Genomic DNA, 26,427 nt, shown 5'->3' on the forward strand with positions numbered 1-26,427 from the left:
GCACTGAAAGCGGATGGATGGTGGGTATATGCCGGTATATAGGCCATTCTCCCTATGTGCAGTACGCCTGAAATGTGCTTATATTGCTACCTGCAAGGTGCGCGCTCAAAGGGGAGGCAACGGTGGTACTGGGGATATTTGGCAAGAAATCGGATCATCCATTGGCGGATTTGAAGTCCGCCCAATCGCTGCTGGACGATATTCCCAAGCATGATTCGATCAAGGCGCTGCAGGAGCTGACCGACTGGGTCGAGGCCATCAGCGAGCAGGCGGACAACTTCAAGCTCGACCATCATTGGGCGGTGTTGCGTCTGTACGATCAGGCGGCGCAGGGACATGTACGCAAACTGTTGCACGACTACTTCGTGCTGCAAACGCTCTCGAAATTCCAGGAGAATCGTCTGTGGACGCTGCTGGATACCTATTACACACAGAGTGATTACGCGCATTTCGATGTGCTGCAGCGCTATCGCGACAATGCCAAAGGTGCTTCTGCGATCAAGCCGGATCTGGCTCTGCTGTGTACGCGCGGGATCGGTGCCATCGGCGGCCTGCTCAAGATGGCGGCGGCGCGCTATGCGATGGTCGACCCGGCCTTATGGCGACGCTTGGCCGCCTACTATGAGCTGGCCGAGTCGCAGGAATTCAGCAACGAAAGCGTCACCGTCTATCCCGGATGCAATCTCAGCACCGGAGAAGCTTTTGCCGTGCTGATGCTGTGGTACGGCTGTAGTGCCGGCAACCTGAATCCCGTGCAGGAACATATCGCCGAGCGCCTGTTCGCGGCACTGGGCAAAGGTGTGAAGGTGTTCAATGCCTACAACGGTACGGCGCTGTTCGTATTCGACATGGCACAACCCACCCCTCCCATGCGCGCCACGGCAGAAGGCACCATCCATCCTGCCTTGCGCTACATCGTGGCTGACGATATGCGCCAGATGTTGGAAAACATGACCAAGACGCTGGACAAGGGCATCCTGCCGGACGGCTTGAATCTGTACGGTGCCAAGTTCGAAGCGGAGCTGGTGAAGGATATCGCGGGGAGGTTGATGCAGAGCCTGACCTTGCCGCCGCCCACGCGCCGCACGCCGCGCCGCAAGATCAAGGTCAATCTCAAGGTCGCCAACGGTTTCCTGAAGATGCTGGAGCACAGTGATGTGGGTTTGAATTTCGGCGCCGAAGAGAGCGAGACCTGGGAGATCGAAGACATCAGTGCGACAGGTTTTCGCAGCGTGGTGCAACCTGCGCGGGTCGACGGCATCAAGATCGGTGCGCTGGTCGGCAGCAAGCCGGAGAGTGTCACCCACTGGGGAGCGGGTGTGGTGCGCCGTTTGAGTCGCGAGCGTGATGGCACTATGCACATCGGTGTCGAAGTGTTGAGTCCGCGCGTGGTCGGAGTACCTTTACAGGATCGCGCAGTGCGGGGGCCGGAAGGCGGGCAACTCGGTCTGTATCTGAACCGGCCGGCCGATACCAGCGGCGAGGCGTGGCTGCTGATGAAGCAGGATACCTATACGCCGCAGCGCAGTCTGAATATGGAGCTGGATGACAAGGCCTACCTGCTGTTGCCGTTGGCGCTGGTCGAGCGAGGGGATGATTATGACCTCGCGCGTTACCGCATGATGGAGCAAGACTCCACCAGCGAAGCTTAAACGGGGCTGGTCATACGCTGGCTAAGCCAGCCTGAGATATCGTCGATCTCTTCCATGCATACCGAATGCGGCATGTCGTATTCGTGCCAGTCCACCATGCAACCCGCATCCTGCAATAGCTGCAGCGAGTGCGTGCCCAGCGCATATGGCACCACCGTATCCTGCCGTCCATGCGCCATGAACAATGGCGTGTGCGATCCGGCCTCGCTTGCCTCTGTCTGTAACGTGTCCGCCAGCGGCAGATAGGTGGACAAGGCCAGTATGCCGCCCAAGCCCGCTTGTCTGCGCAGTCCGCATTGCAGCGCGATGGCGCCGCCCTGGGAGAATCCCGCAAGAAAGATATTGGAAGGCGCAATGCCGCGCGTGATCTCGTTTTCGATGAAGGCATCGATCGCTTGTTGCGACGCACGAATACCCTCGACATCCTGTGATGAATCACTGCCGGTGCGGTTCCAGCTGGACGCATCGACATTGCGGATGTCGTACCAGGCGGGCATCACGAATCCACCATTGAGCGTGACCGGTATCTGCGGCGCATGCGGGAAGATATGGCGCATCGCGTGCGGCAGCTGCAAGGCTTCCGCCACAGGCACGAAATCGTCACCGCTCGCCCCCAGACCATGCAGCCAGATCATGCTGTGGCGGGGCTCGCGTCCGCTGTCGAAGGCGATGTGGCGCAACAGTCCGCTCATGGTTGCGGAATGATCTCGCGCAGCAACTGGAAGATCTCGCGGTAGGACTTGGGCGGCTTGTTCAGCTCTTTCTCTTTCAGCGCGTTGCGGATCAGCGTACGCAGTCTTTGCACATCCGCCTCGGGATGCTGGGCCAGGAATTCGGTCAGCGCATCCGGTTCTTCCAGCATGCGGTCGCGCCAGGCTTCCACCTGATGCAGCCATGCCGTGTGCTGGCGCGAATTGCCGCTCCAGATATCCATCTTGGCCAGGATGGGCTCGGTCTCCACATCGCGCATCAATTTGCCGATGTATTGCAGCTGGCGTTTCTGTGCACCGAACTTGGTGATGCGCTTGTATTCAACCAAAGCATCGAACAGGTTCTCCGGCAGATCCAGTTCGCGCCATTTGTCCTTGGAAAGTTCGGTCAGTTCTTTGCCCAGATCACGCAGGTCGTGCATCTGTTTCTTGATCTTGGTCTTGCTGGGCGGGAGCTCTTCCAGCTCCTCGTCGGGGGTGTTGTGCGGTTTCATCGTGGGTGTCGTTCCAGGTCGGTATGTTGTTATGATAGCGCCCCTGCTGCTTGCCCCCGACTGAAAATTTTATGCGCGCTCCCGTAAACAATACCCGACCGACCCTGGATGACCTGCGCCAACTGGCTGCCGACATCGTCGCTTACGCCCGCAAGAAGGGCGCTTCGGACTGTGTGGCCGAAGTGTCCGAAGGTGACGGGCATGCGGTCAGCGTGCGCCAGGGCGAGATCGAGACCATCGAATACAACCGCGACAAGGGTTTGAGCGTGACTGTGTATCTCGGCCAGCGACGCGGCAATGCCAGTACCTCGGATTTCTCCACACAGGCCGTGCACGACACGGTGGATGCCGCGCTCAACATCGCGCGCTTCACTGCCGAGGACGACTGCGCAGGTCTGCCCGATGTCGACCAGCTGGCTTTCGAATATCAGGACCTTGATCTGTGTCACCCGTGGGGTATCAATGTCGATCAGGCGGTCGAGCTGGCACGTGAATGCGAGCAAGCCGCATTCGCCGCAGACACGCGCATCGTCAATTCCGAAGGTGCCAGCGTCAATGCCAATCAGGGTTGTTTCGTGCAGGCCAACAGTCGCGGTTTCAGCGGCGGTTACGCTTCATCCAGACATAGCGTGAGTTGTTCGGTGATTGCCGGTAAAGGCAGCGGCATGCAGCGCGACTACTGGTATAGCGTGGCGCGCAATGCGGCGCAGATCCTCAAGGTGGAAGAGATCGGGCGCATCGCCGCCGAGCGCACCGTGCGCCGCCTCAAGGCGCGCAGGTTGTCCACCATGCAATGTCCGGTGCTGTTTGAAGCGCCGGTGGCTGCCGGCCTGTTCGGTCATTTCGTGCAGGCGGTGAGCGGCGGTGCGCTGTATCGCAAATCGTCATTCCTGCCGGACCAACTGGGCAAGCCGGTGTTCTCCGATATCGTGCACATCGAGGATGTGCCGGACATCAAGCGCGGTCTGGCCAGCAGTCCGTTCGACAACGAGGGCGTGCGCACGCGTCGACGCACCATCGTCGAAGATGGTGTGCTGCAAGGCTATTTCCTCGGCACCTACAGCGCGCGCAAACTGGGCATGCAAACCACCGGCAACGCAGGCGGCACGCACAATCTGATCATCCGCCCGGGTGACCAGGATTTCGCCGGTCTGCTGCGCACCATGCAGCGCGGGCTGGTGGTGACCGAGTTGCTGGGTCACGGCGTCAATCCGGTGACGGGTGATTACTCGCGCGGGGCGGCGGGCTTTTGGGTGGAGAACGGCGAGATCCAGTATGCGGTGGAAGAGATCACCATCGCGGGCAACCTGAAGGACATGTACCGTGACATCGTCGCCATCGGCAACGATGTGCTGGTGCAGGGTTCGCGCCAGTGCGGTTCGGTGTTGCTCGGGCGCATGTCGATAGCGGGGCAATGAAGAGCATGGAGGGGAATGCAATGAAGAAAGTATTGTTGGGCGTTGTCGTCCTGTTCTGGATGCAATTCGTCAGTGCGGAAGCGCTGTTGCCGGGGCCGGACGATGTGACCATCGAAGTGCGCAGCGGCGACACCCTGGGCGATCTGGCGCGCGCGCAGATGGATATGCCTTCGCGCTGGCGCGACGTGGCGAACTACAACCTGTTGCCCGATCCGAACCTGATCGAGCCCGGTCAGCAATTGCGCGTCAAGCGCGTCTGGTTGAAGTCCCGTTCGGGCAGTTTGAAAGTCGAAGCCGTGACAGGCGAGGCGACGGCGAATGGCAAAGAATTGAAAGCGGGTGACATGATCCCCGCCGGTGCAAGTGTGTTGACCGCGCAAGGCGGAGCCTTGCGCTTGCGCATGCCGGATACTTCGCTGGTGAACATGCTGGAGCGCAGCGAGCTCAAGGTTGAGAAGCTGGAGCAGCGCGCGGATGGCGTGCTCTCGTCGCTGTTGCGACTGGTGACCGGACAGATCGATGCGTTCAAGGTCCGGCATGAAGTCGGCATGGCCGATCTGGCTATCGCGGGACGCAATGCCACAGTCGGCATACGCGGCACGCACTTCCGTGTGCGACAGGATGGCGTGGTCACTTTTACCGAAGTGGAAGAAGGCGCGGTCGCCTTCGATGCCACGCAGACACCGGTCGTGCTGGCGCTGAATGCGCGCGAGGGTTCGGTGGCCAATGGGCGTGACGCGGCGCAGGTGATTCCGCTGTTGTCCGAGCCGGTCTATCCCGAATTGCCTGTCTCGTTCGATACGCCCTATATCGAGTGGACAATGGGCGAGCAGGCTGGCGCGCAGCGCTTTGTCGGCGAACTGGCGCGAAACGCGGACTTCTCTGACCGACTGGTCTCGGTGCGCAGCGACGGCAAGACAATCCGTTTGAACGAACTGCCGAACGGCCGTTACTGGTTGAAGTTGCGCGCGGTGGATAGCCACGGTCTGCAGGGCATGGAGGGCCGGATCAGCTTCGAGGTCAATGTGCCGCCGCGCAAGTTCGCTATGACCAAGGTCTATGTCGGCGGCAAGCAATTGCAACTGCGCTGGGTGGGGCGCAAGCAGAGCGTGAGTTATCAGGTGCAGGTCGCGCCGCGTCAGGATTTCCAGCATCTGCTGCTGGATGCCAAGACGGCGGACAACTGGATCGATATGCCGCGCCCGCAGTCCGGGCGCTATTTCCTGCGTGTGCGCCAGATATTTGCCGGCGGGCAGGCCGGTGCCTGGGATGTGCCGATGCTGTTCGACGCCCCCTGAGCGGCCGATGCGCCCCAAGGAGACGCCGCCCTGATGGGCGGCGTTTTAGCTTCCGGGCGTGATAAAATGCGCGCCTTTCTTTTTATCCTTTAACTTTGGAAGGCCATCCATGTTCTCGCGCAAAAACACCCTCGCCGCCGTCGATCCCGATCTGTGGGATGCGATCCAGAAAGAAACCGCCCGTCAGGAAGATCACATCGAGCTGATCGCCTCGGAGAACTACACCAGCCCGGCGGTGATGGAAGCGCAGGGCAGTCAGCTGACCAACAAGTACGCCGAAGGTTATCCCGGCAAGCGCTACTACGGCGGTTGCGAGTTCGTGGACGTCGCCGAGCAATTGGCCATCGATCGCGCCAAGTCTTTGTTCGGTGCTGAATACGCCAACGTGCAGCCGCACTCCGGTTCGCAGGCCAACCAGGGTGTGTACGTCTCCGTGCTGAAGCCGGGTGACACCATCCTCGGTATGAGTCTGGCGCATGGCGGTCACTTGACCCACGGCGCGACGGTGAACATCAGCGGCAAGCTGTACAACGCCATCCAGTACGGTCTCAACGACAAGGAAGAGATCGACTACGACCAGGTGCAGGCTTTGGCGACGCAACACAAACCCAAGATGATCGTGGCGGGTGCTTCGGCTTACGCGCTGGTAATCGACTGGAAGCGCTTCCGCGCCATCGCCGACAGCGTCGGTGCCTATCTGTTCGTTGATATGGCGCACTACGCGGGTCTCATCGCGGCGGGTTGCTACCCCAGCCCGGTCGGCATCGCCGACTTCGTCACCACCACCACTCACAAGACTTTGCGCGGCCCGCGCGGCGGTCTGATCCTGGCCAAGGCGGAACATGAGAAGGCATTGAACTCCGCCATCTTCCCGCAACTGCAAGGTGGCCCGCTGATGCACGTGATCGCCGCCAAGGCGGTGGCGTTCAAGGAAGCGGCTAGCAGCGAGTTCAAGGAGTACCAGAAGCAAGTGATCGACAACGCGCGCGTGATGGCCAAAGTGCTGACCGAGCGCGGCGTGCGCATCGTCTCCGGCCGCACCGACAGTCACGTGTTCCTGGTCGATCTGCGTGCCAAGAAACTGACCGGCAAGGCTGCCGAAGAGGCGCTGGGCAAAGCGCACATCACCGTCAACAAGAACGCCATCCCCAACGATCCCGAGAAGCCGTTCGTCACGTCCGGTATCCGTATCGGTTCGCCCGCGATGACCACGCGCGGCTTCAAGGAGCTGGAAGCAGAGAAGCTGGCCAACCTGATCGCCGATGTGCTGGATGCGCCGACCGACGAAACCGTGATCGCGCGCGTGGTGGGCGAGGTGAAGCAGCTGACCACCGCCTTCCCCGTGTACGGTAACTAAATCGTTTTGAGTGCCGGCCTGAACAGACTCACAAGCCGGCACTTGAAACCTATCACCCGGTACTTGCAGCGATGAAATGTCCATTCTGTAAGCACGAAGACACCCAAGTGGTGGATACGCGATTGAGCGAAGAAGGCGACAGCATCCGACGTCGCCGTCGTTGCCTGTCGTGCGACAAACGTTTCACCACGCATGAAGTGGTGGAGCTGCGCATGCCGCAGGTGGTCAAGCATAACGGCACGCGTAGTGAGTTCGACGATGAGCGTTTGCGCAACAGTTTCACCCGTGCGCTGCACAAGCGACCGGTGCCGACCGAGTTGGTGGATGCGGCGATCGGGCATGTCACGCAAACGATATTCGCATTCGGTGAGCGTGAGATCCCGTCGCGCCAGATCGGCGAGCTGGTGATGAAAGAGCTGCTGAAGCTGGACAAGGTGGCCTACATCCGCTTCGCCTCGGTGTACAAGAGCTTTCAGGATGTGGACGACTTCACCGACGAGGTGGACGCCATGCGCAAGCCGGTGCGACGGCGCAAGACGGACTGATCATGCACGCGGCCGATAGTCAGTGGATGGCACGGGCGCTGCAACTGGCGGCGCAGGGGTTGAACACGACCTCGCCCAACCCGCGTGTCGGCTGTGTGCTGGTCAAGGGCGATGAAGTTGTCGGTGAAGGTTGGCACAGACGTGCCGGTGAGCCGCATGCTGAAGTGCACGCCTTGCGTGCAGCCGGGGAAAAAGCGCGCGGGGCGACTGCCTATGTCACGCTGGAGCCGTGCAGTCATCACGGGCGTACGCCGCCTTGTGCCGATGCATTGATCGCAGCGGGTGTGGCGCGCGTGGTGTGCGCGATGCAGGATCCCAATCCGCAGGTGGCCGGGCAAGGCATCGCCCGTGTGCGTGCGGCAGGTATCGAAGTCGAATGCGGTCTGATGGAAGCGGCGGCGCATGAACTGAATGTCGGTTTCGTCTCGCGCATGACACGTGGTTCGCCCTGGGTGCGCAGCAAGATCGCCGCCAGCCTGGACGGACGCACCGCGCTGGCGAACGGCGTCAGTCAGTGGATCACCGGCGCGGCGGCCCGGCAGGATGTGCAGCATCTGCGGTCGCGTTCCTGTGCGGTGCTGACCGGCATCGGCACGGTGTTGGCGGACGATCCGCAATTGAACGTGCGCATCGCGACCGAACGCCAACCTTTGCGCGTGGTGCTGGACAGTACGCTGCGCATGCCGCCTGCGGCGCGCATGCTGCAAAGCGGTTCGGTGCTGGTCTGCACGGCATCGCAGGATGCCGGCAAGCGTGCAGCTTTGCAGCAGCGGGGCGCGGAAGTATTGTTGTTGGCCGATGCCTCAGGGCGTGTCGATCTGCAGGCAGTGATGCGCGAACTGGCACGGCGCGGCATCAACGAAGTGTTGGTGGAAGCGGGGCGCGAACTGAACGGCGCATTGCTGCAAGCTGGACTGGTGGATGAGCTGGTGCTGTATCTGGCGCCGCAGCTACTGGGCGACGCCGCACGCGGCATGGCAGACTTGGGCGAGTTGTTGCGTCTGGAGCAGCGCGTGGAGCTGGCTTGGCGCGACGTGCGCCGGGTGGGTGAGGATCTACGAATCACAGCGGAGGTGAAACATGTTTAGTGGAATCATTGCAGACGCCGGCATGATCAAGAAGGTGGCCGATCGCGAAGGCGGTCTGCGCCTGACCGTGGCGACCGAAGTGTTGGGCATGGACGATGTGGCACTGGGCGACAGCATCGCGGTGAACGGTGTGTGTCTGACCGTGATCGCGGTGGATGGCAACGACTTCACCGTCGATGTCTCGCGAGAGACGCTGGATTGCACCACCGGGCTGGAGCAGCAAGGCGGGCACGTCAATCTGGAAAAGGCGATGCGCCTGTCAGACCGCATCGGCGGTCACTTGGTTAGCGGCCATGTGGACGGCGTGGGTGAGGTGGCGGCGTTCAATGATATCGGCGAAAGCTGGCGTCTGGTGGTGCGTGCACCGCAGGCACTGTCCAAGTACATCGCGGTGAAGGGCTCGATCACCATCAACGGTGTGAGCCTGACGGTGAACCATGTCGCGGGCAACGAGTTCGAGGTGAACCTGATCCCGCACACGCTGGAAGTGACGACACTGAATGAATTGGAAAAAGGTAAGCGCGTGAATCTGGAGATCGACCTGATCGCGCGCTATGTGGAACGCATGATGCAGGCAGAGAAAGAACAGAACACATGACAGACGTTGCACCGATCCACGAGATCATCGAAGAGATACGCGCCGGCCGCATGGTCGTGCTGGTGGACGAGGAAGACCGCGAGAACGAGGGCGATCTGGTATTCGCCGCCGAGTTCGCCACACCGGAGATGGTCAACTTCATGGCCAAGCATGGTCGCGGCCTGATCTGCCTCACGCTGACCCAGCAGCATTGCAAGCAGCTCGACCTGCCGCTGATGGTGCGCGAGAACGGTCTGCCGCTGGCGACCAACTTCACACTCAGCATCGAAGCGGCGACCGGTGTCACCACCGGTATCTCCGCTGCGGACCGCGCGCGCACCATCCTCGCCGCAGCGAACAAGGATGCCAAGCCGCAAGACATCGTGCAGCCCGGCCACATCTTTCCGCTGATGGCGCGCGACGGTGGTGTGCTGGTGCGTGCCGGTCACACCGAGGCTGGCTGTGACCTGGCGCAACTGGCCGGGCTGACACCCGCCTCGGTGATCTGCGAGATCCTCAAGGAAGACGGTGAGATGGCGCGCCTGCCGGACCTGATCCCGTTCGCCCAGCAGCACGGCCTGAAGATTGGCACCATCGCCGACCTGATCGAATACCGTGCGCACAACGAGACACTGGTCGATCGCGTGGGCAAGCGTACCGTGCAGACCGCGTATGGCGAGTTCGAGCTGTATGCCTATACCGACAAGAGTACGCAGCGCACGCATCTGGCGTTGGCCAAAGGCGACATCCAGCCCGAGTTCGAGACGCTGGTGCGTGTGCACGAGCCGCTGTCGGTGATGGACTTCATGGAGCAGACCAGCTACGAGAAGAGCACCAGTGTGCACGAGGCGCTGAAAAAGATCAGTCAGGCTTCCAGCGGCGTGCTGGTGTTGATGCATCAGGACGAGACATCGCAGACGCTGCTGGACCGTGCGCTGGAGAATCATGCCGAACATCCGGCGAGCAAGTGGGACCCGAAGAGTTACGGCATCGGCGCGCAGATCCTGCGCGACATCGGTGTGGGCAAGATGTGTTTGATCGGCACGGCACGCAAGATGCCGAGCATGGCGGGCTTCGGCCTTGAGATCGTGGGTTATTGTTCTTCCAAGGATACAAAATGAGAGAGATCGAAAAGAATCTGAATGGCACGGGGATGCGCATCGGCATCGTGCAGAGCCGTTTCAATGATGTCGTATGCGACGGTTTGCTGGCTGCCTGTCATGCGCAACTGCTCAAGAGCGGTGTGGCGGACGACGACATCGTGCTGGCCACCGTGCCGGGCGCGCTCGAGATACCGCTGGTGCTGTGGCAGATGGCCGAGAGCCATGACTACGATGCGCTGATCGCGCTGGGCGCGGTGATCCGCGGCGACACCTATCACTTCGAGATTGTGTCCAACGAATCCGCACGCGGCGTGGGCGAAGTGCAATTGGCGACCGGCATGCCCATCGCCAATGCCATCCTCACCACCGATACCGATGAGCAGGCCGAAGTGCGCATGAGTGTCAAAGGTGCGGAAGCCGCACTGGTCGCCATTGAGATGGTCAATCTGGCACGGGAACTGGCATGACCGACACCAAGAAAGTCGCCGTCAGCCCGCGCCACCGCGCGCGTGAACTGGCGCTGCAGGGCATCTACGAATGGAAGATCTCCGGCAGCAGCGCGACGCAGATCGGCCGCAGCACGGGCGACGACAAGAGTCTGGGACGCTACGACAGCGAGCTGTACCAGCAACTGTTGCGCGGCGCCATCGCCCAGCATGAAGCGCTGGATGAGCAGATCACCCCCCAACTTGATCGCGCGCTGGCGGAGTTGAGCCCGGTTGAATATTCGGTGTTGCTGCTCGGCGCTTACGAATTGTTCCATCAGCCTGAAGTGCCTTATCGCGTGGTCATCAACGAAGCCGTCGAGCTGGCCAAGACCTTTGGCGGCAGCGACGGCCACAAGTTCGTCAATGGCGTGCTGGACAAGCTGGCGGCGCAGGCGCGAGCGATCGAAGTCTCGGCCAAGTAAGGGCAAGCCGTCCTGATGTCAGAATTCGATCTCATCAGGCGTTACTTCACGCGCCCCACCCCCAACACGAATCTGGGCGTGGGCGACGATGCAGCACTGATGACTGTCAGCCCGGGCATGGAGTTGGCAGTCTCCACCGACATGCTGGTCGGTGGCACCCATTTCTATCTCGATACCGATCCCCGGCAACTGGGCCACAAGACGCTGGCGGTGAATCTGTCCGATCTGGCGGCGATGGGCGCGCAACCGCGCTGGGCGACGCTGTCCTTGTCGTTGCCGCAGGCGCACGACGACTGGTTGCTGGCATTCAGCGAGGGCTTCTTCGCGCTGGCCGATGCGCACGGTGTGGAGCTGGTCGGTGGCGACACCACGCGCGGCCCGCTCAATCTGAGCGTGACCATCATGGGCGAAGTGCCGCAGGGGCAAGCGCTGCGCCGCAGTGGCGCTCAGGTCGGTGACGATATCTGGGTGTCGGGGGTATTGGGTGAAGCCGCGTTGGGATTGGCGCAGTTGCAGGATCGGGTGCAGCTGCCCGATGGGGCGCGCCAGACCTGTCTCGCCGCCTTGCAGCAGCCGCAACCGCGTGTGGAGCTGGGGCTGGCCCTGCGCGGTCTCGCACATAGCGCCATCGATATATCGGACGGCCTGCTGGCTGATCTGAAACACATCCTGGACAGTTCGAATGTGGCGGCCGAAGTGCGCTACGACCGTTTGCCGAAATGCGCTTATTTCGCCACTTCAGGCGCAGGCATGGACATGCTGGCACAGGATTGCGTGCTCTCCGGCGGCGATGACTACGAGCTGTGCTTCACCGCACCGCTTGCGCGGCGCGAAGAGATCATGGCGCTGGCCGATCCGCTGCACCTGCCGCTGACGCGTATCGGCAAGATCGTTTCCGGGCAGAGCTGCAAATTGCGCGCGGCAGACGGCAGTGTGATCAGGATCGAGAAGGAGGGCTATGACCACTTCGCATGAAGTATTGAAGGTCAAGCCAAACTGGCGCTTCCTGTTCAGCCATCCCGCCTACATGCTTGCATTCGGGCTGGGGCTGGGGCTGGTGCCGCGCTCGCCCGGCACCGCCGGCACCTTGCTGGCATTCCCGTTCTTCTGGTACATGTCGCCGCGCCTGTCCGACGCCATGTTTATCTTCGTGCTGATCTGGATGTACGTCATCGGTGTGTGGGTGTGCGACATCACCGGCAAGGCACTGGGCGAGGCCGATTTCGGCGGCATCGTGTGGGACGAAGTGGTGGCCTTCCTGCTGGTGCTGTTCTTCACACCTGACGGTCTGATCTGGCAGTTACTGGCATTCTCTTTGTTCCGTTTCTTCGACATCGTCAAACCGCAACCCATCCGCTATTACGACAGCCACTGGCATGGCGGTCTCGGGGTCATGTTCGACGACCTGCTGGCGGCGGGCTACACGCTGCTCTGCCTGGCTTTCCTTAAAAGCATCCTGCTATGAAGTGGTGGTGCGTTCTATTGTGTTGCCTGACTTGGGCGGCGCAGGCGGAAACGTTCGAAGCGTATGTGATCGCCGTGCTCGACGGCGATACCGTGCTAGCGTTGCGCGACAAGCAGAAGATCAAACTGCGGCTGGCCGATATCGATGCACCCGAGAAGGCGCAACCGTTCGGTCCTGAATCCCTAAATTATTTGAAGTCCCGCGTGATCAAAAAAGTGGTGCAGGTGGAGAGTAGAGCCGTCGACCAATACGGTCGCACCATCGCCACACTCACTTTGAGCGGAATCAACTTGAATCGTGAGCAAGTGCGTCAAGGGCTGGCATGGGAATATTCCTTCCATCACGCCGACAATGAGTTCATCGAATTGCAGCACGAAGCGCAACAGGCGCGGCGCGGCCTGTGGACGCAAACCAGTCCGCAAGCGCCGTGGGAATGGCGCAGGCAACATCCCTTGTACTACCGACAGCATGCGACAACGAACACCCCGCCGGTCTTTGAACCCTATGATTTGACTTGCGGTAAGAAGAGGCGCTGCGCGCAAATGTCTGCCTGCGACGAAGCGCACTTCTACCTGACGCGCTGCGGCGAGACTTCGCTGGATACGGATGGTGACGGCATCCCGTGTCCGAAATTGTGCGTGGAGCAGCGATGAAACCACTGTCCGCCATCGCCCAGCGCCGCCTCGCGCGCATCCAGCAACTCACCAGCATCGAATATCCGGCCGACCTGCCGGTGGTGGCGCGGCGCGAAGAACTGGCGCAGGCCATAGAAAAGCATCAGGTCATCATCGTGTGCGGAGAGACCGGCTCCGGCAAGACCACGCAGTTGCCCAAGATATGTTTGAGTATCGGGCGCGGTGTGCATGGCGTCATCGGTCACACGCAACCCAGGCGAGTGGCGGCACGTTCGGTGGCCGCACGCATCGCGCAGGAACTGAAGAGCGAACTGGGCGGGCTGGTCGGTTACAAGGTGCGCTTCAACGACAAGGTGTCGCCCGATTCTGCCATCAAGCTGATGACCGACGGCATCCTGCTGGCCGAGATCCACAGCGACCCGCTGCTCAAGCAATACGACACGCTCATCATCGACGAAGCGCACGAGCGCTCGCTCAACATCGACTTCCTGCTCGGCTACTTCAAGCAGTTATTGCGCAAGCGGCCCGACCTGAAACTCATCATCACCTCGGCCACACTGGACGCGGAGCGCTTCTCGAAACATTTTTCGGGCGCGCCGGTGTTGCAGGTCTCTGGTCGCACCTACCCGGTCGAAGTGCGCTACCGACCGCCGCAAAAAGATGAGGAAGGCGAGATGCAGGATGTGCCGCAGGCTATCTGCAGCGCACTCGATGAACTTTCCATCGGCGGACTGCACGGCGACGTGCTGGTGTTCCTGCCCGGCGAGCGCGAGATACGCGAAGCCGCCGAGGCATTGCGCAAGCATCAGCACAAAGGCATAGAGATATTGCCGCTGTTCTCCCGCTTGTCGATAGCAGAACAGGATCGCGTGTTCAAAGTCGGTAATCAGCGCCGCGTGGTGCTGGCCACCAACGTGGCGGAGACCTCGCTCACTGTGCCCAACATCGGTTATGTGATCGACACCGGTGTGGCGCGCATCAACCGCTACAGCATCCGCCAGAAGGTGGAGCAGTTGCATATCGAGAAGATCGCGCGCTCGGCCGCCAACCAGCGCGCCGGTCGTTGCGGTCGTGTGATGAGCGGCATCTGTATCCGCTTGTATGACGAAGAGGAGTTCACGCAACGTCCCGAGTTCAGTGATCCGGAGATATTCCGCGTCTCATTGGCGACCGTCATCCTGCGCATGAGCGCGCTGGGGCTGGGCGATGTCGCGGAGTTCCCCTTCATCGAGCCGCCCGGTTCGCGCGCCATCGCCGACGGTTATCAGTTGCTGCACGAACTGAACGCCATCGACGAGCAGCGCCAGCTGACCAAACTCGGCCACGAGCTGGCCAAGCTACCGCTCGATCCCAAGATCGCGCGCCTGTTGCTGGCCGGCAAGCAATACCAGTGTCTGACCGAGATCATCATCATTGCAAGCGCCTTGTCGCTGCAAGACCCGCGCGACCGCCCGGCGGAGCGGCGCGAGGCGGCCGATGCCGCGCACCAGCGCTTCAACGACGAGCGTTCAGACTTCCTTGCCTATCTCAAGTTATGGGACTGGTTCAAGAAGGGCGTGCAGCACAAGAAGAGCAACAAGTTGTGGGCGAACGAATGCCGCAGTCATTTCTTGTCGCCGCTGCGTCTGCGCGAATGGCACGAGTTGCACCAGCAGCTGCATGCGCAGATGGCCGAGATGAACATGCGCTTCAACGAGCAGCCCGCCAGCTATGAGCAGATACACAAGGCGCTGCTCACCGGTCTGATCGGCAACATCGGCACGCGCGCGGTGAACGAGCCGCACTACCTTGGCGCGCGCGAGACGAAGTTCTTCATCGCGCCCAACTCGGTGCTGGCGAAGAAAGGCGCGAAGTGGGTGCTGGCGGCGGAGCTGATGGAGACCACGCGCCTGTACGCGCGCTGCGTGGCGCGCATCGAACCGCAATGGCTGGAGGAGGTCGGCGACCACCTGTTGAAGCGCAGCTACTTCGATCCGCACTGGGAGAAGAAAGCGGCGCAGGTGGCAGCATGGGAACGCAGCACGCTGTTCGGCCTGCTCATCAATCCGAAGAAGCGCGTGCATTACGGCCCGATGGATCCACAGGAATCGCGTGCGGTGTTCATCCGTACCGCGCTGGTGGAAGGCGAGTTCAACACGCAGGCGCCGTTCTTCGCGCACAACCAGAAACTCATCGCCGACATCGAAGCGCTGGAACACAAATCGCGCCGTCCCGACGTGCTGGTGGACGACGAACTGATCTTCGCTTTCTACGATGCACGCATCCCGGCCGGGATGCATAACGGTGCGAATTTCGAGAAGTGGCGCAAGGAAGTCGAGCGCGAGAATCCGAAACTGCTGTACCTGAAGAAGGACGACCTGATGCGGCACGAGGCGGCGGGTATCACCACCGAGCACTTTCCGCCGCAGTTGTTGATGAACAACGTGAGCTACGCGCTGGCCTACAACTTCGCGCCCGGCAAGAACGACGACGGCGTCACGCTGACCGTGCCGCAGGCGCTCATCAACCAGGTGCAGCCTGCACGCTGCGAATGGCTGGTGCCGGGCATATTGGCGGAGAAGGTGGCGCAACTACTGAAGTCGCTGCCGCAGAAACTGCGCCGTCATTGCGTGCCAGTGCCGGAATTCGCCGCCGCCTTCTGTGTCGCAGTGAAGCCGAGCGACATGCCGCTGTTGCAGGCCATCGCGAAATACATGCGCGAGCAGAAACAGGTCGACGTGCCGCTGGATGCCTTCCGCTTGGAACAACTGCCGCCGCATCTGCTGATGAACTTCCGTGTCATAGATGAGCACGGACGGCAGTTGGGGATGGGGCGCAACTTCCTGCATTTGCGCGGCGAGTGGGCACCTAAGGTGACGCTGGCCGCCAGCGCGCCTGTGAAGCAGACGCAGACTGCAGTCACGACCAACAGGGAACGCTACACATCCTGGACCTTCGGCGATTTCGCCGAGACCACCCAAGTGCCGCGTGCCGGTCAGCAGGTGACGGTGTTCAACGCACTGCACGACGAGGGCGATGCGGTGACGCTGCAAGCTTTCGATACTGCAGACGAAGCGCAAGCCGTGCACCGTGCCGGGCTGCGCCGCCTGTTCATGCTGGCGCTGAAAGAGCAGGTGAAGTTCCTGGAGAAGAACTTGCCCGACCTGCAGAAGATGGCGATGCTGTTCCTTCCATTCGGCAGCCAGCAGGATCTGCAACAGCAGATCCTCTGCGTCACCTTCGACCGCTGCTGTCTGAACGATCCGCTGCCGGACAGTGAGAAGACCTTCAACGTGCGCTGCAAGGACGCGAAGTCGCGCCTCAATCTGGTGGGGCAGGAGATCGCGCGTCTGGTCGGCACGGTGCTCACCGAACATCAGGCCCTGCAAAAAGCCCTGCCCGGCTTCAAGGCGCACGGCCAAGCGCAGCAGGACATCCGCCAGCAACTGGAGAGCCTGCTCGGAAAAGGCTGGATCGCCCGCACGCCCTACGAGCGCATGCAACACATGCCGCGTTACCTGAAGGGGATCAACGTGCGCCTGGAAAAACTGCGCAGCAACCCCGCGCGCGACGCAACCAATCTGGCCCAATTACTGCCTTTGCAGCAGCAATGGCAACGCCGCCTGCAAGCCCAGCAAGGCGCACGCGACGAGCGTCTGGAAGACTTCGGCTGGATGATGGAGGAACTGCGCGTATCCCTGTTTGCGCAGGAATTGAAAACTCCGGTGATCGTGTCGGCCAAGCGGCTGGAGAAGGTATTGGCGTCCCTGAACGGGTAGAATGTGTGCCGGATAACGGTGCCGGAAAGTCTGAAGATGTCGAACAAGAAAGTGGATGTGTTGCTGGTCGGGGCAGGGGTGATGAGTGCGACGCTGGGCAAGTTGCTGGCGCAACTCGATCCTTCACTGAAGATCATGATGGTGGAGCGCCTGTCCAAGGTGGCGAGCGAGAGTTCGCACGGGCTGAACAACGCGGGCACCGGGCACGCCGGCTATTGCGAGCTGAACTACACGCCCCAGCAGGCGGATGGCAGTGTCAGTATCAAGCGCGCGCTGGAGATCAACGCGGCGTACGAGGTGTCGTTGCAGTTCTGGTCCTATCTGGTCGATCAGGGCTTGTTGCCGACGCCGGAGAAGTTCATCAATCCCGTGTATCACCAGAGTTTCGTGCGCGGCAAGGCGGATGTCGAATTCCTGCGCAAGCGCTATGCGGCGCTGCACACTCATCACCTGTTCGAGGAGATGGAGTTCAGCGACGATCCGGCGGTGTTGCGCGAGTGGATGCCGCTGGTGATGCAGGGGCGCGACGACAAGGAGCCGGTGGCGGCGACGCAGGTGAAGCATGGTACCGATGTGGATTTCGGTTTTCTGACGCGCAAGCTGGTGAAGGCGCTGCTCAAGTTGCCCAATTTCGAGCTGAAGCTGAACAACACCATCACCGGTCTCAAGCAGCACGACGACGGGCGCTGGCATGTGCGCGTGAAGGATACGCACGACGACAAGACGCGCACTGTCGAGGCGGGTTTCGTGTTCCTCGGCGCGGGTGGCGGCGCGCTGCCGCTGCTGCAGAAATCCGGCATCCCGGAGGCGAAGGGCTACGGCGGGTTCCCGGTCAGCGGCCAGTGGCTGATCTGCCACGATCCGAAGATCGTGCGCCAGCATACGACCAAGGTGTACGGCAAGGCGGCGGTGGGCGCGCCGCCGATGTCGGTGCCGCATCTGGATGCGCGCATCCTGGGCGGTGAATCGGTGCTGCTGTTCGGGCCGTTCGCCAGCATCACCACCAAGTTCCTCAAGGAAGGTTCGATCTTCGACCTGTTCGGTTCGCTCAAGTCGGGCAACTTCAAACCTATGCTGTCGGTGGCGCGCGACAACCTGCCATTGATGCGCTACCTGATCGGCGAGGCGATGAAGTCGCACAAGGACCGTGTCGGTGCGCTGCGCGATTTCTTCGGTAATGCGCGCGAGAACGGCTGGGAGCTGGCCTCGGCCGGTCAGCGCGTGCAGATCATCAAGGACTGCGACAAGAAAGGCGGCAAGCTGGAGTTCGGCACCGAGATCGTGACTGCGCAGGACGGCACGCTGGCCACGCTGTTGGGTGCTTCACCCGGCGCATCGACCTCGGTGCAGGCGATGATTGAGGTGATCGAGCGCTGTTTCAAACCGCGCATGAAGAGCGCAGAATGGCAGCGCAAGATGCGGGAGATGATCCCGTCTTACGGTTCATCGCTGGATGACGATGTGCCGTTGTTGCATGCGGTTCGCAAGCGCACGCTGGAGACTTTGCGGCTGGAGCGCAAGGGGTAAGTACGGCGGGGGTGTGCGAAGTACCCGTTGAGGGGAGTCAGAATAGCGAGGGCAGTATGGACAAGCAGATACGCGAAGCCGCATTGAAATACCATCGCCAATCCCCGGCGGGCAAGATCACCGTGCAGCCGAGCAAGCCCTTGCATACGGCGCGCGATCTGGCGCTGGCCTATTCACCCGGCGTCGCGGCGGCCTGTGATGAGATCGTGCGCGACCCCTCTGAAGTGCGCAACCTCACCGCACGCGGCAATCTGGTCGCCGTCATCAGCAACGGCACGGCGGTGCTGGGGCTGGGCAACATCGGCCCGCTGGCGTCCAAGCCGGTGATGGAAGGCAAGGGCGTGCTGTTCAAGAAGTTCGCCGGTATCGATGTATTCGACATCGAGATCGCCGAGAACGACCCGGACAAACTGGTCGACATCATCGCCGCGCTGGAGCCCACCTTCGGCGGCATCAACCTGGAAGATATCAAAGCCCCCGAGTGTTTCTACATCGAGCGCAAGCTGCGCGAGCGCATGAAAATCCCGGTGTTCCACGACGACCAGCACGGTACGGCCATCATCGTCGGCGCGGCATTGTTGAATGGTCTGCGTGTGGTCGGCAAGAACATCGGGGACATCAAACTGGTGGCGAGCGGTGCGGGTGCGGCGGCATTGGCTTGTCTGGACATGCTGGTGAGCCTGGGTGTGAAGATGGAGAACATCGTCGTCACCGACATCAAGGGCGTGGTGTACACGGGGCGTGCCGAGGAGATGGACGACAACAAGGCGCGTTATGCGCGCGACATCCCGCAGCGCAAACTGGCGGAGGTCATTGCGGGTGCGGATGTGTTCCTCGGTCTGTCGGCGGGCGGCGTGTTGAAACCGGAGATGGTGCAGCAGATGGCGGCGAGGCCGCTGATCTTCGCGCTGGCCAATCCGAATCCCGAGATATTGCCCGCGCTGGCGCTGGAGGCGCGCCCGGATGCGATCCTGGCGACAGGCCGCTCCGACTATCCGAACCAGGTCAACAACGTGCTGTGTTTCCCCTATATCTTCCGCGGTGCGCTGGATGTGGGCGCGACCGCCATCAATGAAGAGATGAAGCAGGCGGCAGTACGCGCCATCGCCGAACTGGCACGGGCCGAGCAGTCGGATGAGGTGGCTGCGGTGTATGGCGACGAGAGTCTGAGCTTCGGCGAGCAGTACCTGATCCCCAAGCCCTTCGATCCGCGTCTGATCTACAAGGTCGCGCCGGCGGTGGCGCAGGCGGCGATGGATAGCGGGGTGGCGACGCGACCGATACCTGATATGTCGGCCTACATCGAACACTTATCCAGCTTCGTCTATCACTCGACGATGTTGATGAAGCCGGTGTTCGATCTGGCGAAGAAGACAAAACATCGTCTGGTCTATGCGGAGGGCGAGGACGAGCGTGTACTGCATGCGGTACAGACCGTGGTGGACGAGGGATTAGCACTGCCGATACTGGTGGGCCGGCCGGATGTGATCGCGAAGCGCATCGAACGGCTGGGTTTGCGCATCCGTGCCGGTCAGGATTTCGAGCTGGTCGATCCGAACGATGATCCGCGCTACCGCGACTACTGGATGGAATACCACCGCCTGTGTGCGCGCAGCGGGGTGACGCCCGAGGTCGCCAAGCGCGAGATGCACCGGCGCAGCACGCTGATCGCGGCGATGCTGGTGCACATGGGCGCGGCCGATGCGATGCTGTGCGGTACGGTGGACCAACCGCTCTATCACCTGCGTTTCATCGACGAGGTGATCGGCCATCGTCCCGGCAGCAGTGTGTACGGCGCGATGAACATCCTGTTGCTGTCCAAACACACATTGTTCATCTGCGATACGCATGTGAACCTCGATCCGACTGCCGAGCAGCTGGCCGAGTTGACCATGCTGGCGGCTGAAGAGGTGCGTTACTTCGGCCTGACGCCGAAAGTCGCGCTGTTGTCGCATTCCAACTTCGGCAGCCATGATGACGCATCGGCGCGCAAGATGGCGCGTACCCGGACTTTGCTGTCGCAGATGGCGCCGGAGCTGGAAGTGGAGGGCGAGATGCATGGCGACGCGGCGCTGTCGGAAAGCATGCGCGAGCAGTTGTTCCCGGACGTGCAATTGAAAGGTCAGGCCAATCTGTTGGTGATGCCCAATCTGGATGCGGCCAATATCGCCTACAATCTGCTCAAGATGACTGCGGGCGATGGCATCACCATCGGCGGCATCTTGTTGGGTGCGGACAAGTCCGCGCATATATTGACCGCGACCGCGACGGTGCGGCGTATCGTGAACATGAGTGCGCTGGCTGTCGCCGGCGTGAAAACCAGGAGTGCATGATGAACAAGCAGGAAGAAGAGTTGTTGAGCAATGAGATCGAGATGTTGATGGCGGAACGTGCGCGCCTGCTCAAAGTGGTGGGTGCGGCGGCGGTGCTGGTGGCGAATGCCGACGCGATGCGTTTGCAGCCGCAGGCGGTGGATGCCGCCGAGGTGCTGTCCGAGATGCTCAACGCGCTCCCCGAGGAAACTTTGCAGGACGCACTGGAATCCGTGAAGGCTCATTCGGCAGCTTGAAACCATGCAAAAGGAGAAGATCGGGCTGATCCTCACCGGCGGTGGTGCACGTGCGGCTTATCAGGTCGGCGTGCTGAAAGCCGTCGCCGAGTTCCTGCCTTACCGGGCAAAGATCCCCTTCAAAGTGATCAGCGGCACTTCGGCCGGCGCGCTCAACGCGATCACGCTGGCGGTGAACGCGCGCCATTTCCGCAAGGGGGTGCGCTACCTGCTGAACATATGGACCAATGCGCACGTGACCGACATCTACCGCGCCGATGCGCTCGGCGTCCTGAGTAACAGTCTGCGTTGGGTGTTCGGCCTGCTGCTGAGCATGCTGGGCAGCAACCGGCTCAATCAGGTCTCGTTGCTGGACAACAGCCCTTTGCGTACCTTCCTGGAGCGTGCTCTGCCATGCGAATTGATCCAGCGCCATATCGATGACGGACTGGTGCATGCGGTGAGTGTCACCGCCTCGGGCTATGGTACCGGCCATTCGGTGACGTTCTATCAGGGCGCGCCAGATATCCAGCCATGGAAACGCACCCGCCGCGTCGGAGTGCCGACCCAACTCGACATCCAGCATATGTTGGCTTCGTCCGCCATCCCGTTCATGTTCCCGGCCGTGCACGTGAACCGAGAGTTCTTCGGCGACGGTTCGATGCGGCAGATCGCGCCTATCAGTTCCGCGCTGCATCTGGGCGCGGAGCGCGTGCTGGTGGTCGGAGTCGGCCATAGCGCGACCGAGGATTTCGAAAAGCGGCCCAAGATCGAGCATTACCCCGCGCTGGCGGAGATCGCCGGCCATGCACTTGACAGCATCTTCATCGACGGACTGGAAGTCGATCTGGAGCGCCTGCAACGTATCAACCGGACGCTGACAGCCATTCCCGAGGAGATGCACCGCAGTCTGGACTTGCGCCGTGTCGAGGCGCTGGTCATCTCGCCCAGCCAGCCGCTGGAGAAGATCGCCGAGCGCTATATCCACAACTTGCCATGGACGATCCGTTTGCTGTTGCGCCTGGCCGGTGTGATGCGCGGCAGCGGTGCGAATCTGGTGAGTTATCTGCTGTTCGACAAACACTATTGCCGCGCGTTGATCGATCTCGGCTATCAGGATGCGCTCAAGCGCCGCGAAGAGATCGTCGCCTTTCTGGAGCAGGGCGGCGAACCGCCGTGCCGCGATCTGGCGCAATGAGCATTACAGCGGCCATTCCCCCGAAGTCACTGACCTTCACTTTGCTGCGCTTGCTGGCAGACGGTGAGTTCCATTCCGGCGAGGATATGGCCCGGCAGCTGGGGATGTCGCGCGCCAGCGTGCACAACGCGCTGCATGACGTGGCGCAATACGGCGTCTTGCTGCAAAGTGTGCGCGGGCGCGGCTATCGGCTGTCCCATCCGTTGTGCTGGCTGGACAAGGACAGGATTCTTGCCGAAGTCGGGGATGCACGCGCGGCGCTGGATCTGCAGATCCTAGAATGCGCGACTTCCAGCAATGCCTTGTTGTTGCATGCCGCGTCGCAGGGCGCTGCCAGCGGTCGTGTGGTGGCGGTGGAATGGCAGAGCGCCGGACGCGGGCGCCTGGGGCGTACATGGCATGCCGGTCTGGGCGAGGCGCTCACTTTCTCACAGCTATGGCGTTTCGAATGCGGCTTGGCGGCGCTGTCGGGGTTGAGTCTGGCTGTGGGTGTCGCCATGATGCGTGCCTTGCGGGAGCTGGGCGTTGAAGACGCCGGCCTGAAGTGGCCGAATGATGTGATGCTGCCATCAGGAAAGCTGGCCGGTATCCTGCTGGAAGCGCAGGGCGATATGCTGGGCCCCAGCGCGGTGGTGATCGGTATCGGGATGAATCTGGCCGCACCGGCAGAAGCTGGCAAGATCGGGCAGACGGCGGGCGACTTGTCGGCCTGCGGTGTCGAGCTCAGTCAGCGCAACAAGGTGTTGGCTGTATTGCTCAAACATCTGGTGCCCGTGCTGCGCGAGTTCTCCGCGCATGGTTTCACTGCGCTACACAAGGAATGGGAAACCGCCCATATACATGCCAACCGTCCTGTCGAGATGCTGATGCCGGATGGCAAGCGTATCGAAGGCGTCGCGCTGGGTGTGACGGATGAAGGAGCGTTGCGCGTGGAAACGGCAGAGGGCTTGCGCGAATTCCATTCCGGCGAAGTCAGTCTGAGGGGGAGATAGGATGCTGTTGCTGGATATCGGGAACAGTCGTTGCAAATGGGCGCTGGTGGAGAACGGCGTCTGGCTGCGCCAGGGCGTGCTGGAGAATCGCGATCTGGCACAGCTGCCGGCGCTGGTGGGCGATCTGCCGGTGCGTTCTCGCATACTGGTGTCCAATGTGGCGGGCGATGCGGTCGAGGCCAATTTGCGCGAATTCTTCGCAGCTATGCAGTGTGAGCCGACACTCATCCGCGCCGAGGCTGAACGCTGCGGCGTGCGCAACGCATATCGCGCGCCGCAACAACTCGGCAGTGATCGCTGGGCGGCGTTGGTCGCGGCACGTCACCGAGTGGCCGGTGCCTGTCTGGTGGTCAATTGCGGCACGGCGACCACGGTCGATGCGCTCTCGGCGCAGGGCGAGTTCCTGGGTGGATTGATATTGCCGGGGCTGTCTCTGATGTTGAGCAGTCTGAGCGCCAACACAGCGCAGCTGGCCGATCAGGCAGGTGACTTGCAGGACTTCCCTCGCGACACCGCCGCTGCCATGCTGAGCGGAGCGGTGCGGGCGACGCAGGGGGCGATCCTGCATCAGTACGGTCTGCTGCAACAGCGTGAGGGCAGCGTGCGCTGTCTGCTGAGTGGTGGTGCGGCTGGCGAAGTGATGCATGGCTGGTCCGTGCCTTGCGAGCATGACGCGCATGTGGTGTTGCACGGGCTACAGATATTGGGAGAAGACGAAGCATGAGCAAGAAATGGGTATGGGGGCTGTTGTTGGTCAATGCACTGTTGTTTGCGTGGATGCGCTGGGGCGGGATGCTGACGGTCGATCCGGATGTATTGGCAGCGCAGGCACCGTTGCACGCGGACAAGATCATCCTGTTGAAAGAGGCGGCAGCGGCGAAAGCCGAACCCTTGCCTCCGGTCGCGGTGTCAGAGTCCGCTGTGGCATCGGCGGTGGAAGCGGCAGAACCTGCTCCCGCCCCGCGTTTGAGTGATGCACTGGCGAATCCGCCGCAGATCAAGCAGTGCCTGTTCTGGGGGGAATTCTCCGGCAGAGGTCTTGCAGATGCGCAGCAGAAACTGTCTGCACTGGAACTGGGGGCGCGCCTGCAGACGCGCAGCATCGAGCATGCGAGCGGGTACTGGGTCTATATGTCACCACTGAAGAATCAGGCCGAGGTGCAGAAAAAGATCGGGCAACTGAAGAATCTGGGCGTGAACGATTATTTCGTTGTGCAGGAAGCAGGCGAATGGCAGCGTGCTATCTCACTGGGTGTGTTTCGCACAGAACGTGCTGCCGAGAACTATCTGTCCAGCCTGCGCAAACAGGGTGTTCGCACCGCCAAGGTGGGGGAGCGCAAGAGCAAACTCCGGTTCACACAGTTCGTGATTGCGGATGCCGAGCCGGAGATCGAATCGAAAGTGCGCGGTTTTCAGAAAGAATTCCCAGACAGCGAGCTGAAAATGTCAGACTGTAATTGACAGGGAGCGACTAAATCAGCAAAATGCCGCCCTCTTTTTGGCAACGCAACGATCGATGCCCGAAAAGTTGACGGTGATATAGCTCAGTTGGTTAGAGCACAGCACTCATAATGCTGGGGTCGGTGGTTCAAGTCCACCTATCACCACCAGAACACAGTTCGCAGAAGTTCGGCGACACACCTAAGCCCGCGATTATGCGGGCTTTTTTGTTGATTTCCCCCCCTTATTTTCCGTTTTGGTTCGCGGTGGCACGTTGACTTCCGGGGGCAACAGGGGGCAACATTGGGGGCAACAGCGGTACCTAAAAAGGAGTTGCCCCCATGTCCCTGACCGATATCAAAATTCGCCACGCCAAGCCAGAAGCCAAGACTGTCCGCATGTTTGACGGTAAAGGCTTATATCTGGAGTTATCCCCCAGTGGGGGCAAGTGGTGGCGCCTCAAATATCGCTTCCTGGATAAGGAAAAGCGGATCTCGCTCGGCACATACCCTGAAGTCACCCTGGCAGACGCTAGAGAAAAGACGCTTGAGCTAAGAAAACTTCTTGCCCAAGGTGTCGATCCCGGCGAGCAACGGAAAGCCGCCAAAATCGCCGCAATAGAAAGTGTCACGAACAGCTACGAGGCGATCGCTCGGGAGTGGTTCGCCAAGTTCTCCAGGGATTGGACGCCTAGCCATTCGATCAAAATCATTCAGCGGATGGAGCGAGATATCTTCCCTTGGATGGGTGCACGGCCGATCGCTGAGATCAATGCACCTGAATTGTTACGTGTGCTCAGAAAGATTGAGGACAGAGGGGCGCTTGAGACTGCTCATCGCGCCTTGGCCAATGTTTCGCAGATATTCTCCTACGCGATTGCAACTGGCAGGGCAGACCGAAACCCCGCTCCAGATCTAAGAGGGGCTTTGCCTCCATATAGACGAGATCGCCACATGGCAGCAGTGACATCTCCCGCCCGGATCGGTGAGCTGATGCGAAGTATTGATGGCTACACTGGATCGATGGTCGTTCGCTGCGCTCTTCAGCTATCTCCATATGTATTTCTACGACCAGGTGAATTGCGCATGGCTGCTTGGTATGAGATCGATTTGGATAACGCATTGTGGACTATCCCAGCAGAGCGGATGAAGATGCGGCAACCGCATGTCGTTCCACTTTCAAAGCAGGCAATTGCGATTCTGAGAGAAGTCTATCCCCTGACTTCCAGAGAAAAGTATGTGTTCCCCGGAGAGCGTGACCGTGATCGTCCTATGTCTGATAATGCAGTGCGGTCAGCGTTAAGGAGGTTGGGGTGGAGTAACGACGAAATGACACCCCACGGTTTTAGAGCCATGGCGAGTACCACTCTCGATAACCTCGGGTTTGATCCAAAACTCATCGAGAGGCAGTTGGCACACGAAGAACCCAACAAGGTAAAAGCAGCATACAAACGTGAAACCTGGCTCATGTACCTGCCTGATAGAGCAAACATGATGCAGGCGTGGGCGGATTATCTGGATAGTTTGAAAAGCGGAGCAAAAGTAATTCCGCTGAAGGCATAAGCGTCAATCAAATTCGACAAAGTTGAGGGTGTCCAGAATTTTGTGTAAACGGGATTCCATTACTGCTGCGGCATCCTGTCATCAAACTGGATAGAAAACCGGTTTAGCGCCGCCTTCCAATCCCGGATTGGCATCGTCCATTTCTTGCTG

24 protein-coding genes and 1 tRNA gene are annotated in these 26,427 nt (G+C 60.8%); 23 read left to right on the top strand and 2 right to left on the bottom strand.

Annotated features, from left to right (window positions below; genetic code table 11):
* Window positions 1–122 precede the first annotated feature (122 nt).
* Complete coding sequence (locus tag ACYCZ5_RS12885) at window positions 123–1,652, top strand: hypothetical protein (RefSeq protein WP_461545204.1); 1,530 nt, start codon at window positions 123–125, stop codon at window positions 1,650–1,652.
* Here the strand turns inward: ACYCZ5_RS12885 and ACYCZ5_RS12890 are convergent.
* Together ACYCZ5_RS12890 and yjgA are read right to left on the bottom strand one after the other, a co-directional pair.
* Complete coding sequence (locus ACYCZ5_RS12890) at window positions 1,649–2,344, bottom strand: alpha/beta hydrolase (protein ID WP_461545205.1); 696 nt, start codon at window positions 2,342–2,344, stop codon at window positions 1,649–1,651. The genes ACYCZ5_RS12885 and ACYCZ5_RS12890 overlap by 4 nt on opposite strands.
* Window positions 2,341–2,856 (bottom strand): ribosome biogenesis factor YjgA, encoded by a 516-nt coding sequence (gene yjgA, locus ACYCZ5_RS12895; protein WP_461545206.1) that lies wholly within the window; start codon window positions 2,854–2,856, stop codon window positions 2,341–2,343. Before yjgA ends, ACYCZ5_RS12890 begins: the two co-directional genes overlap by 4 nt.
* Window positions 2,857–2,927: 71 nt before the next feature.
* On the opposite strand from yjgA, the gene pmbA reads away from it, so the two are divergent.
* From pmbA to ACYCZ5_RS13005, 22 genes are all read left to right on the top strand, one after another.
* Complete coding sequence (gene pmbA, locus ACYCZ5_RS12900) at window positions 2,928–4,274, top strand: metalloprotease PmbA (RefSeq protein ID WP_461545207.1); 1,347 nt, start codon at window positions 2,928–2,930, stop codon at window positions 4,272–4,274.
* A 20-nt stretch (window positions 4,275–4,294) separates the two neighbouring features.
* The gene (locus ACYCZ5_RS12905) at window positions 4,295–5,572 is read left to right on the top strand and encodes a FecR family protein (RefSeq protein WP_461545208.1); all 1,278 of its coding nucleotides are present in this window, start codon (window positions 4,295–4,297) and stop codon (window positions 5,570–5,572) included.
* Window positions 5,573–5,681: 109 nt separating this feature from the next.
* The gene (gene glyA, locus ACYCZ5_RS12910; RefSeq protein ID WP_461545209.1) at window positions 5,682–6,929 is read left to right on the top strand and encodes a serine hydroxymethyltransferase; all 1,248 of its coding nucleotides are present in this window, start codon (window positions 5,682–5,684) and stop codon (window positions 6,927–6,929) included.
* Between the two features lie 71 nt (window positions 6,930–7,000).
* Window positions 7,001–7,474 carry a transcriptional regulator NrdR gene (gene nrdR, locus ACYCZ5_RS12915; protein WP_461545210.1) on the top strand — a complete coding sequence of 158 codons (474 nt, stop codon included), beginning with the start codon at window positions 7,001–7,003 and terminating at the stop codon, window positions 7,472–7,474.
* A gap of 2 nt (window positions 7,475–7,476) precedes the next feature.
* Window positions 7,477–8,562 (top strand): bifunctional diaminohydroxyphosphoribosylaminopyrimidine deaminase/5-amino-6-(5-phosphoribosylamino)uracil reductase RibD, encoded by a 1,086-nt coding sequence (gene ribD, locus ACYCZ5_RS12920; RefSeq protein ID WP_461545211.1) that lies wholly within the window; start codon window positions 7,477–7,479, stop codon window positions 8,560–8,562.
* Window positions 8,555–9,160 carry a riboflavin synthase gene (locus ACYCZ5_RS12925; RefSeq protein WP_461545212.1) on the top strand — a complete coding sequence of 202 codons (606 nt, stop codon included), beginning with the start codon at window positions 8,555–8,557 and terminating at the stop codon, window positions 9,158–9,160. Before ribD ends, ACYCZ5_RS12925 begins: the two co-directional genes overlap by 8 nt.
* Window positions 9,157–10,260 carry a bifunctional 3,4-dihydroxy-2-butanone-4-phosphate synthase/GTP cyclohydrolase II gene (ribBA, locus tag ACYCZ5_RS12930; RefSeq protein ID WP_461545213.1) on the top strand — a complete coding sequence of 368 codons (1,104 nt, stop codon included), beginning with the start codon at window positions 9,157–9,159 and terminating at the stop codon, window positions 10,258–10,260. Before ACYCZ5_RS12925 ends, ribBA begins: the two co-directional genes overlap by 4 nt.
* On the top strand, window positions 10,257–10,709 hold the full coding sequence (ribH, locus tag ACYCZ5_RS12935; RefSeq protein WP_461545214.1) for a 6,7-dimethyl-8-ribityllumazine synthase: 453 nt from the start codon (window positions 10,257–10,259) through the stop codon (window positions 10,707–10,709). Before ribBA ends, ribH begins: the two co-directional genes overlap by 4 nt.
* The gene (gene nusB / locus ACYCZ5_RS12940; protein ID WP_461545215.1) at window positions 10,706–11,152 is read left to right on the top strand and encodes a transcription antitermination factor NusB; all 447 of its coding nucleotides are present in this window, start codon (window positions 10,706–10,708) and stop codon (window positions 11,150–11,152) included. The genes ribH and nusB overlap by 4 nt, the downstream gene beginning before the upstream one ends.
* Before the next feature lie 15 nt (window positions 11,153–11,167).
* A complete protein-coding gene (thiL, locus tag ACYCZ5_RS12945; RefSeq protein WP_461545216.1) occupies window positions 11,168–12,127 on the top strand; it encodes a thiamine-phosphate kinase in 960 nt (319 codons plus the stop codon).
* Window positions 12,111–12,617 carry a phosphatidylglycerophosphatase A family protein gene (locus ACYCZ5_RS12950; protein ID WP_461545217.1) on the top strand — a complete coding sequence of 169 codons (507 nt, stop codon included), beginning with the start codon at window positions 12,111–12,113 and terminating at the stop codon, window positions 12,615–12,617. Before thiL ends, ACYCZ5_RS12950 begins: the two co-directional genes overlap by 17 nt.
* Complete coding sequence (locus ACYCZ5_RS12955; RefSeq protein WP_461545218.1) at window positions 12,614–13,270, top strand: thermonuclease family protein; 657 nt, start codon at window positions 12,614–12,616, stop codon at window positions 13,268–13,270. Before ACYCZ5_RS12950 ends, ACYCZ5_RS12955 begins: the two co-directional genes overlap by 4 nt.
* Window positions 13,267–17,010 carry an ATP-dependent RNA helicase HrpA gene (gene hrpA, locus ACYCZ5_RS12960; RefSeq protein WP_461545219.1) on the top strand — a complete coding sequence of 1,248 codons (3,744 nt, stop codon included), beginning with the start codon at window positions 13,267–13,269 and terminating at the stop codon, window positions 17,008–17,010. Before ACYCZ5_RS12955 ends, hrpA begins: the two co-directional genes overlap by 4 nt.
* 36 nt (window positions 17,011–17,046) lie before the next feature.
* Window positions 17,047–18,537 carry a malate dehydrogenase (quinone) gene (gene mqo, locus ACYCZ5_RS12965; RefSeq protein WP_461545220.1) on the top strand — a complete coding sequence of 497 codons (1,491 nt, stop codon included), beginning with the start codon at window positions 17,047–17,049 and terminating at the stop codon, window positions 18,535–18,537.
* A gap of 56 nt (window positions 18,538–18,593) precedes the next feature.
* Window positions 18,594–20,870, top strand: a complete 2,277-nt coding sequence (locus ACYCZ5_RS12970; RefSeq protein ID WP_461545221.1) for an NADP-dependent malic enzyme — start codon at window positions 18,594–18,596, stop codon at window positions 20,868–20,870.
* Entirely contained in the window at window positions 20,870–21,106 is a 237-nt protein-coding gene (locus tag ACYCZ5_RS12975; protein WP_461545222.1) for a hypothetical protein, read from the top strand. The genes ACYCZ5_RS12970 and ACYCZ5_RS12975 overlap by 1 nt, the downstream gene beginning before the upstream one ends.
* Window positions 21,107–21,110: 4 nt before the next feature.
* On the top strand, window positions 21,111–22,283 hold the full coding sequence (locus ACYCZ5_RS12980; RefSeq protein ID WP_461545223.1) for a patatin-like phospholipase family protein: 1,173 nt from the start codon (window positions 21,111–21,113) through the stop codon (window positions 22,281–22,283).
* The gene (locus tag ACYCZ5_RS12985) at window positions 22,280–23,275 is read left to right on the top strand and encodes a biotin--[acetyl-CoA-carboxylase] ligase (RefSeq protein WP_461545224.1); all 996 of its coding nucleotides are present in this window, start codon (window positions 22,280–22,282) and stop codon (window positions 23,273–23,275) included. The genes ACYCZ5_RS12980 and ACYCZ5_RS12985 overlap by 4 nt, the downstream gene beginning before the upstream one ends.
* Before the next feature lies 1 nt (window position 23,276).
* Window positions 23,277–23,999: a type III pantothenate kinase gene (locus tag ACYCZ5_RS12990; RefSeq protein WP_461545225.1), complete on the top strand. Its 723-nt coding sequence runs from the start codon at window positions 23,277–23,279 to the stop codon at window positions 23,997–23,999.
* Entirely contained in the window at window positions 23,996–24,736 is a 741-nt protein-coding gene (locus tag ACYCZ5_RS12995) for an SPOR domain-containing protein (RefSeq protein ID WP_461545226.1), read from the top strand. Before ACYCZ5_RS12990 ends, ACYCZ5_RS12995 begins: the two co-directional genes overlap by 4 nt.
* 72 nt (window positions 24,737–24,808) lie before the next feature.
* Window positions 24,809–24,885, top strand: a tRNA-Met gene (locus tag ACYCZ5_RS13000).
* Window positions 24,886–25,056: 171 nt separating this feature from the next.
* Window positions 25,057–26,277: a tyrosine-type recombinase/integrase gene (locus tag ACYCZ5_RS13005; protein WP_461545227.1), complete on the top strand. Its 1,221-nt coding sequence runs from the start codon at window positions 25,057–25,059 to the stop codon at window positions 26,275–26,277.
* Window positions 26,278–26,427: the final 150 nt, after the last annotated feature.

This window comes from Sideroxydans sp., assembly GCF_054604835.1.

Bases quoted from the DNA above. Each gene is read 5' to 3' on its own strand.
- glyA (WP_461545209.1), top strand. From the start codon at position 5,682: ATGTTCTCGCGCAAAAACACCCTCGCCGCCGTCGATCCCGATCTGTGG.
- ACYCZ5_RS13005 (WP_461545227.1), top strand. From the start codon at position 25,057: ATGTCCCTGACCGATATCAAAATTCGCCACGCCAAGCCAGAAGCCAAG.
- ribD (WP_461545211.1), top strand. From the start codon at position 7,477: ATGCACGCGGCCGATAGTCAGTGGATGGCACGGGCGCTGCAACTGGCG.
- ACYCZ5_RS12975 (WP_461545222.1), top strand. From the start codon at position 20,870: ATGAACAAGCAGGAAGAAGAGTTGTTGAGCAATGAGATCGAGATGTTG.
- yjgA (WP_461545206.1), bottom strand. From the start codon at position 2,856: ATGAAACCGCACAACACCCCCGACGAGGAGCTGGAAGAGCTCCCGCCC.
- ACYCZ5_RS12925 (WP_461545212.1), top strand. From the start codon at position 8,555: ATGTTTAGTGGAATCATTGCAGACGCCGGCATGATCAAGAAGGTGGCC.
- ACYCZ5_RS12890 (WP_461545205.1), bottom strand. From the start codon at position 2,344: ATGAGCGGACTGTTGCGCCACATCGCCTTCGACAGCGGACGCGAGCCC.
- ACYCZ5_RS12955 (WP_461545218.1), top strand. From the start codon at position 12,614: ATGAAGTGGTGGTGCGTTCTATTGTGTTGCCTGACTTGGGCGGCGCAG.
- ACYCZ5_RS12950 (WP_461545217.1), top strand. From the start codon at position 12,111: ATGACCACTTCGCATGAAGTATTGAAGGTCAAGCCAAACTGGCGCTTC.
- ACYCZ5_RS12990 (WP_461545225.1), top strand. From the start codon at position 23,277: ATGCTGTTGCTGGATATCGGGAACAGTCGTTGCAAATGGGCGCTGGTG.
- ACYCZ5_RS12985 (WP_461545224.1), top strand. From the start codon at position 22,280: ATGAGCATTACAGCGGCCATTCCCCCGAAGTCACTGACCTTCACTTTG.
- ribH (WP_461545214.1), top strand. From the start codon at position 10,257: ATGAGAGAGATCGAAAAGAATCTGAATGGCACGGGGATGCGCATCGGC.
- ACYCZ5_RS12970 (WP_461545221.1), top strand. From the start codon at position 18,594: ATGGACAAGCAGATACGCGAAGCCGCATTGAAATACCATCGCCAATCC.
- ribBA (WP_461545213.1), top strand. From the start codon at position 9,157: ATGACAGACGTTGCACCGATCCACGAGATCATCGAAGAGATACGCGCC.
- ACYCZ5_RS12980 (WP_461545223.1), top strand. From the start codon at position 21,111: ATGCAAAAGGAGAAGATCGGGCTGATCCTCACCGGCGGTGGTGCACGT.
- ACYCZ5_RS12905 (WP_461545208.1), top strand. From the start codon at position 4,295: ATGAAGAAAGTATTGTTGGGCGTTGTCGTCCTGTTCTGGATGCAATTC.
- pmbA (WP_461545207.1), top strand. From the start codon at position 2,928: ATGCGCGCTCCCGTAAACAATACCCGACCGACCCTGGATGACCTGCGC.
- nusB (WP_461545215.1), top strand. From the start codon at position 10,706: ATGACCGACACCAAGAAAGTCGCCGTCAGCCCGCGCCACCGCGCGCGT.
- thiL (WP_461545216.1), top strand. From the start codon at position 11,168: ATGTCAGAATTCGATCTCATCAGGCGTTACTTCACGCGCCCCACCCCC.
- ACYCZ5_RS12995 (WP_461545226.1), top strand. From the start codon at position 23,996: ATGAGCAAGAAATGGGTATGGGGGCTGTTGTTGGTCAATGCACTGTTG.
- mqo (WP_461545220.1), top strand. From the start codon at position 17,047: ATGTCGAACAAGAAAGTGGATGTGTTGCTGGTCGGGGCAGGGGTGATG.
- nrdR (WP_461545210.1), top strand. From the start codon at position 7,001: ATGAAATGTCCATTCTGTAAGCACGAAGACACCCAAGTGGTGGATACG.
- hrpA (WP_461545219.1), top strand. From the start codon at position 13,267: ATGAAACCACTGTCCGCCATCGCCCAGCGCCGCCTCGCGCGCATCCAG.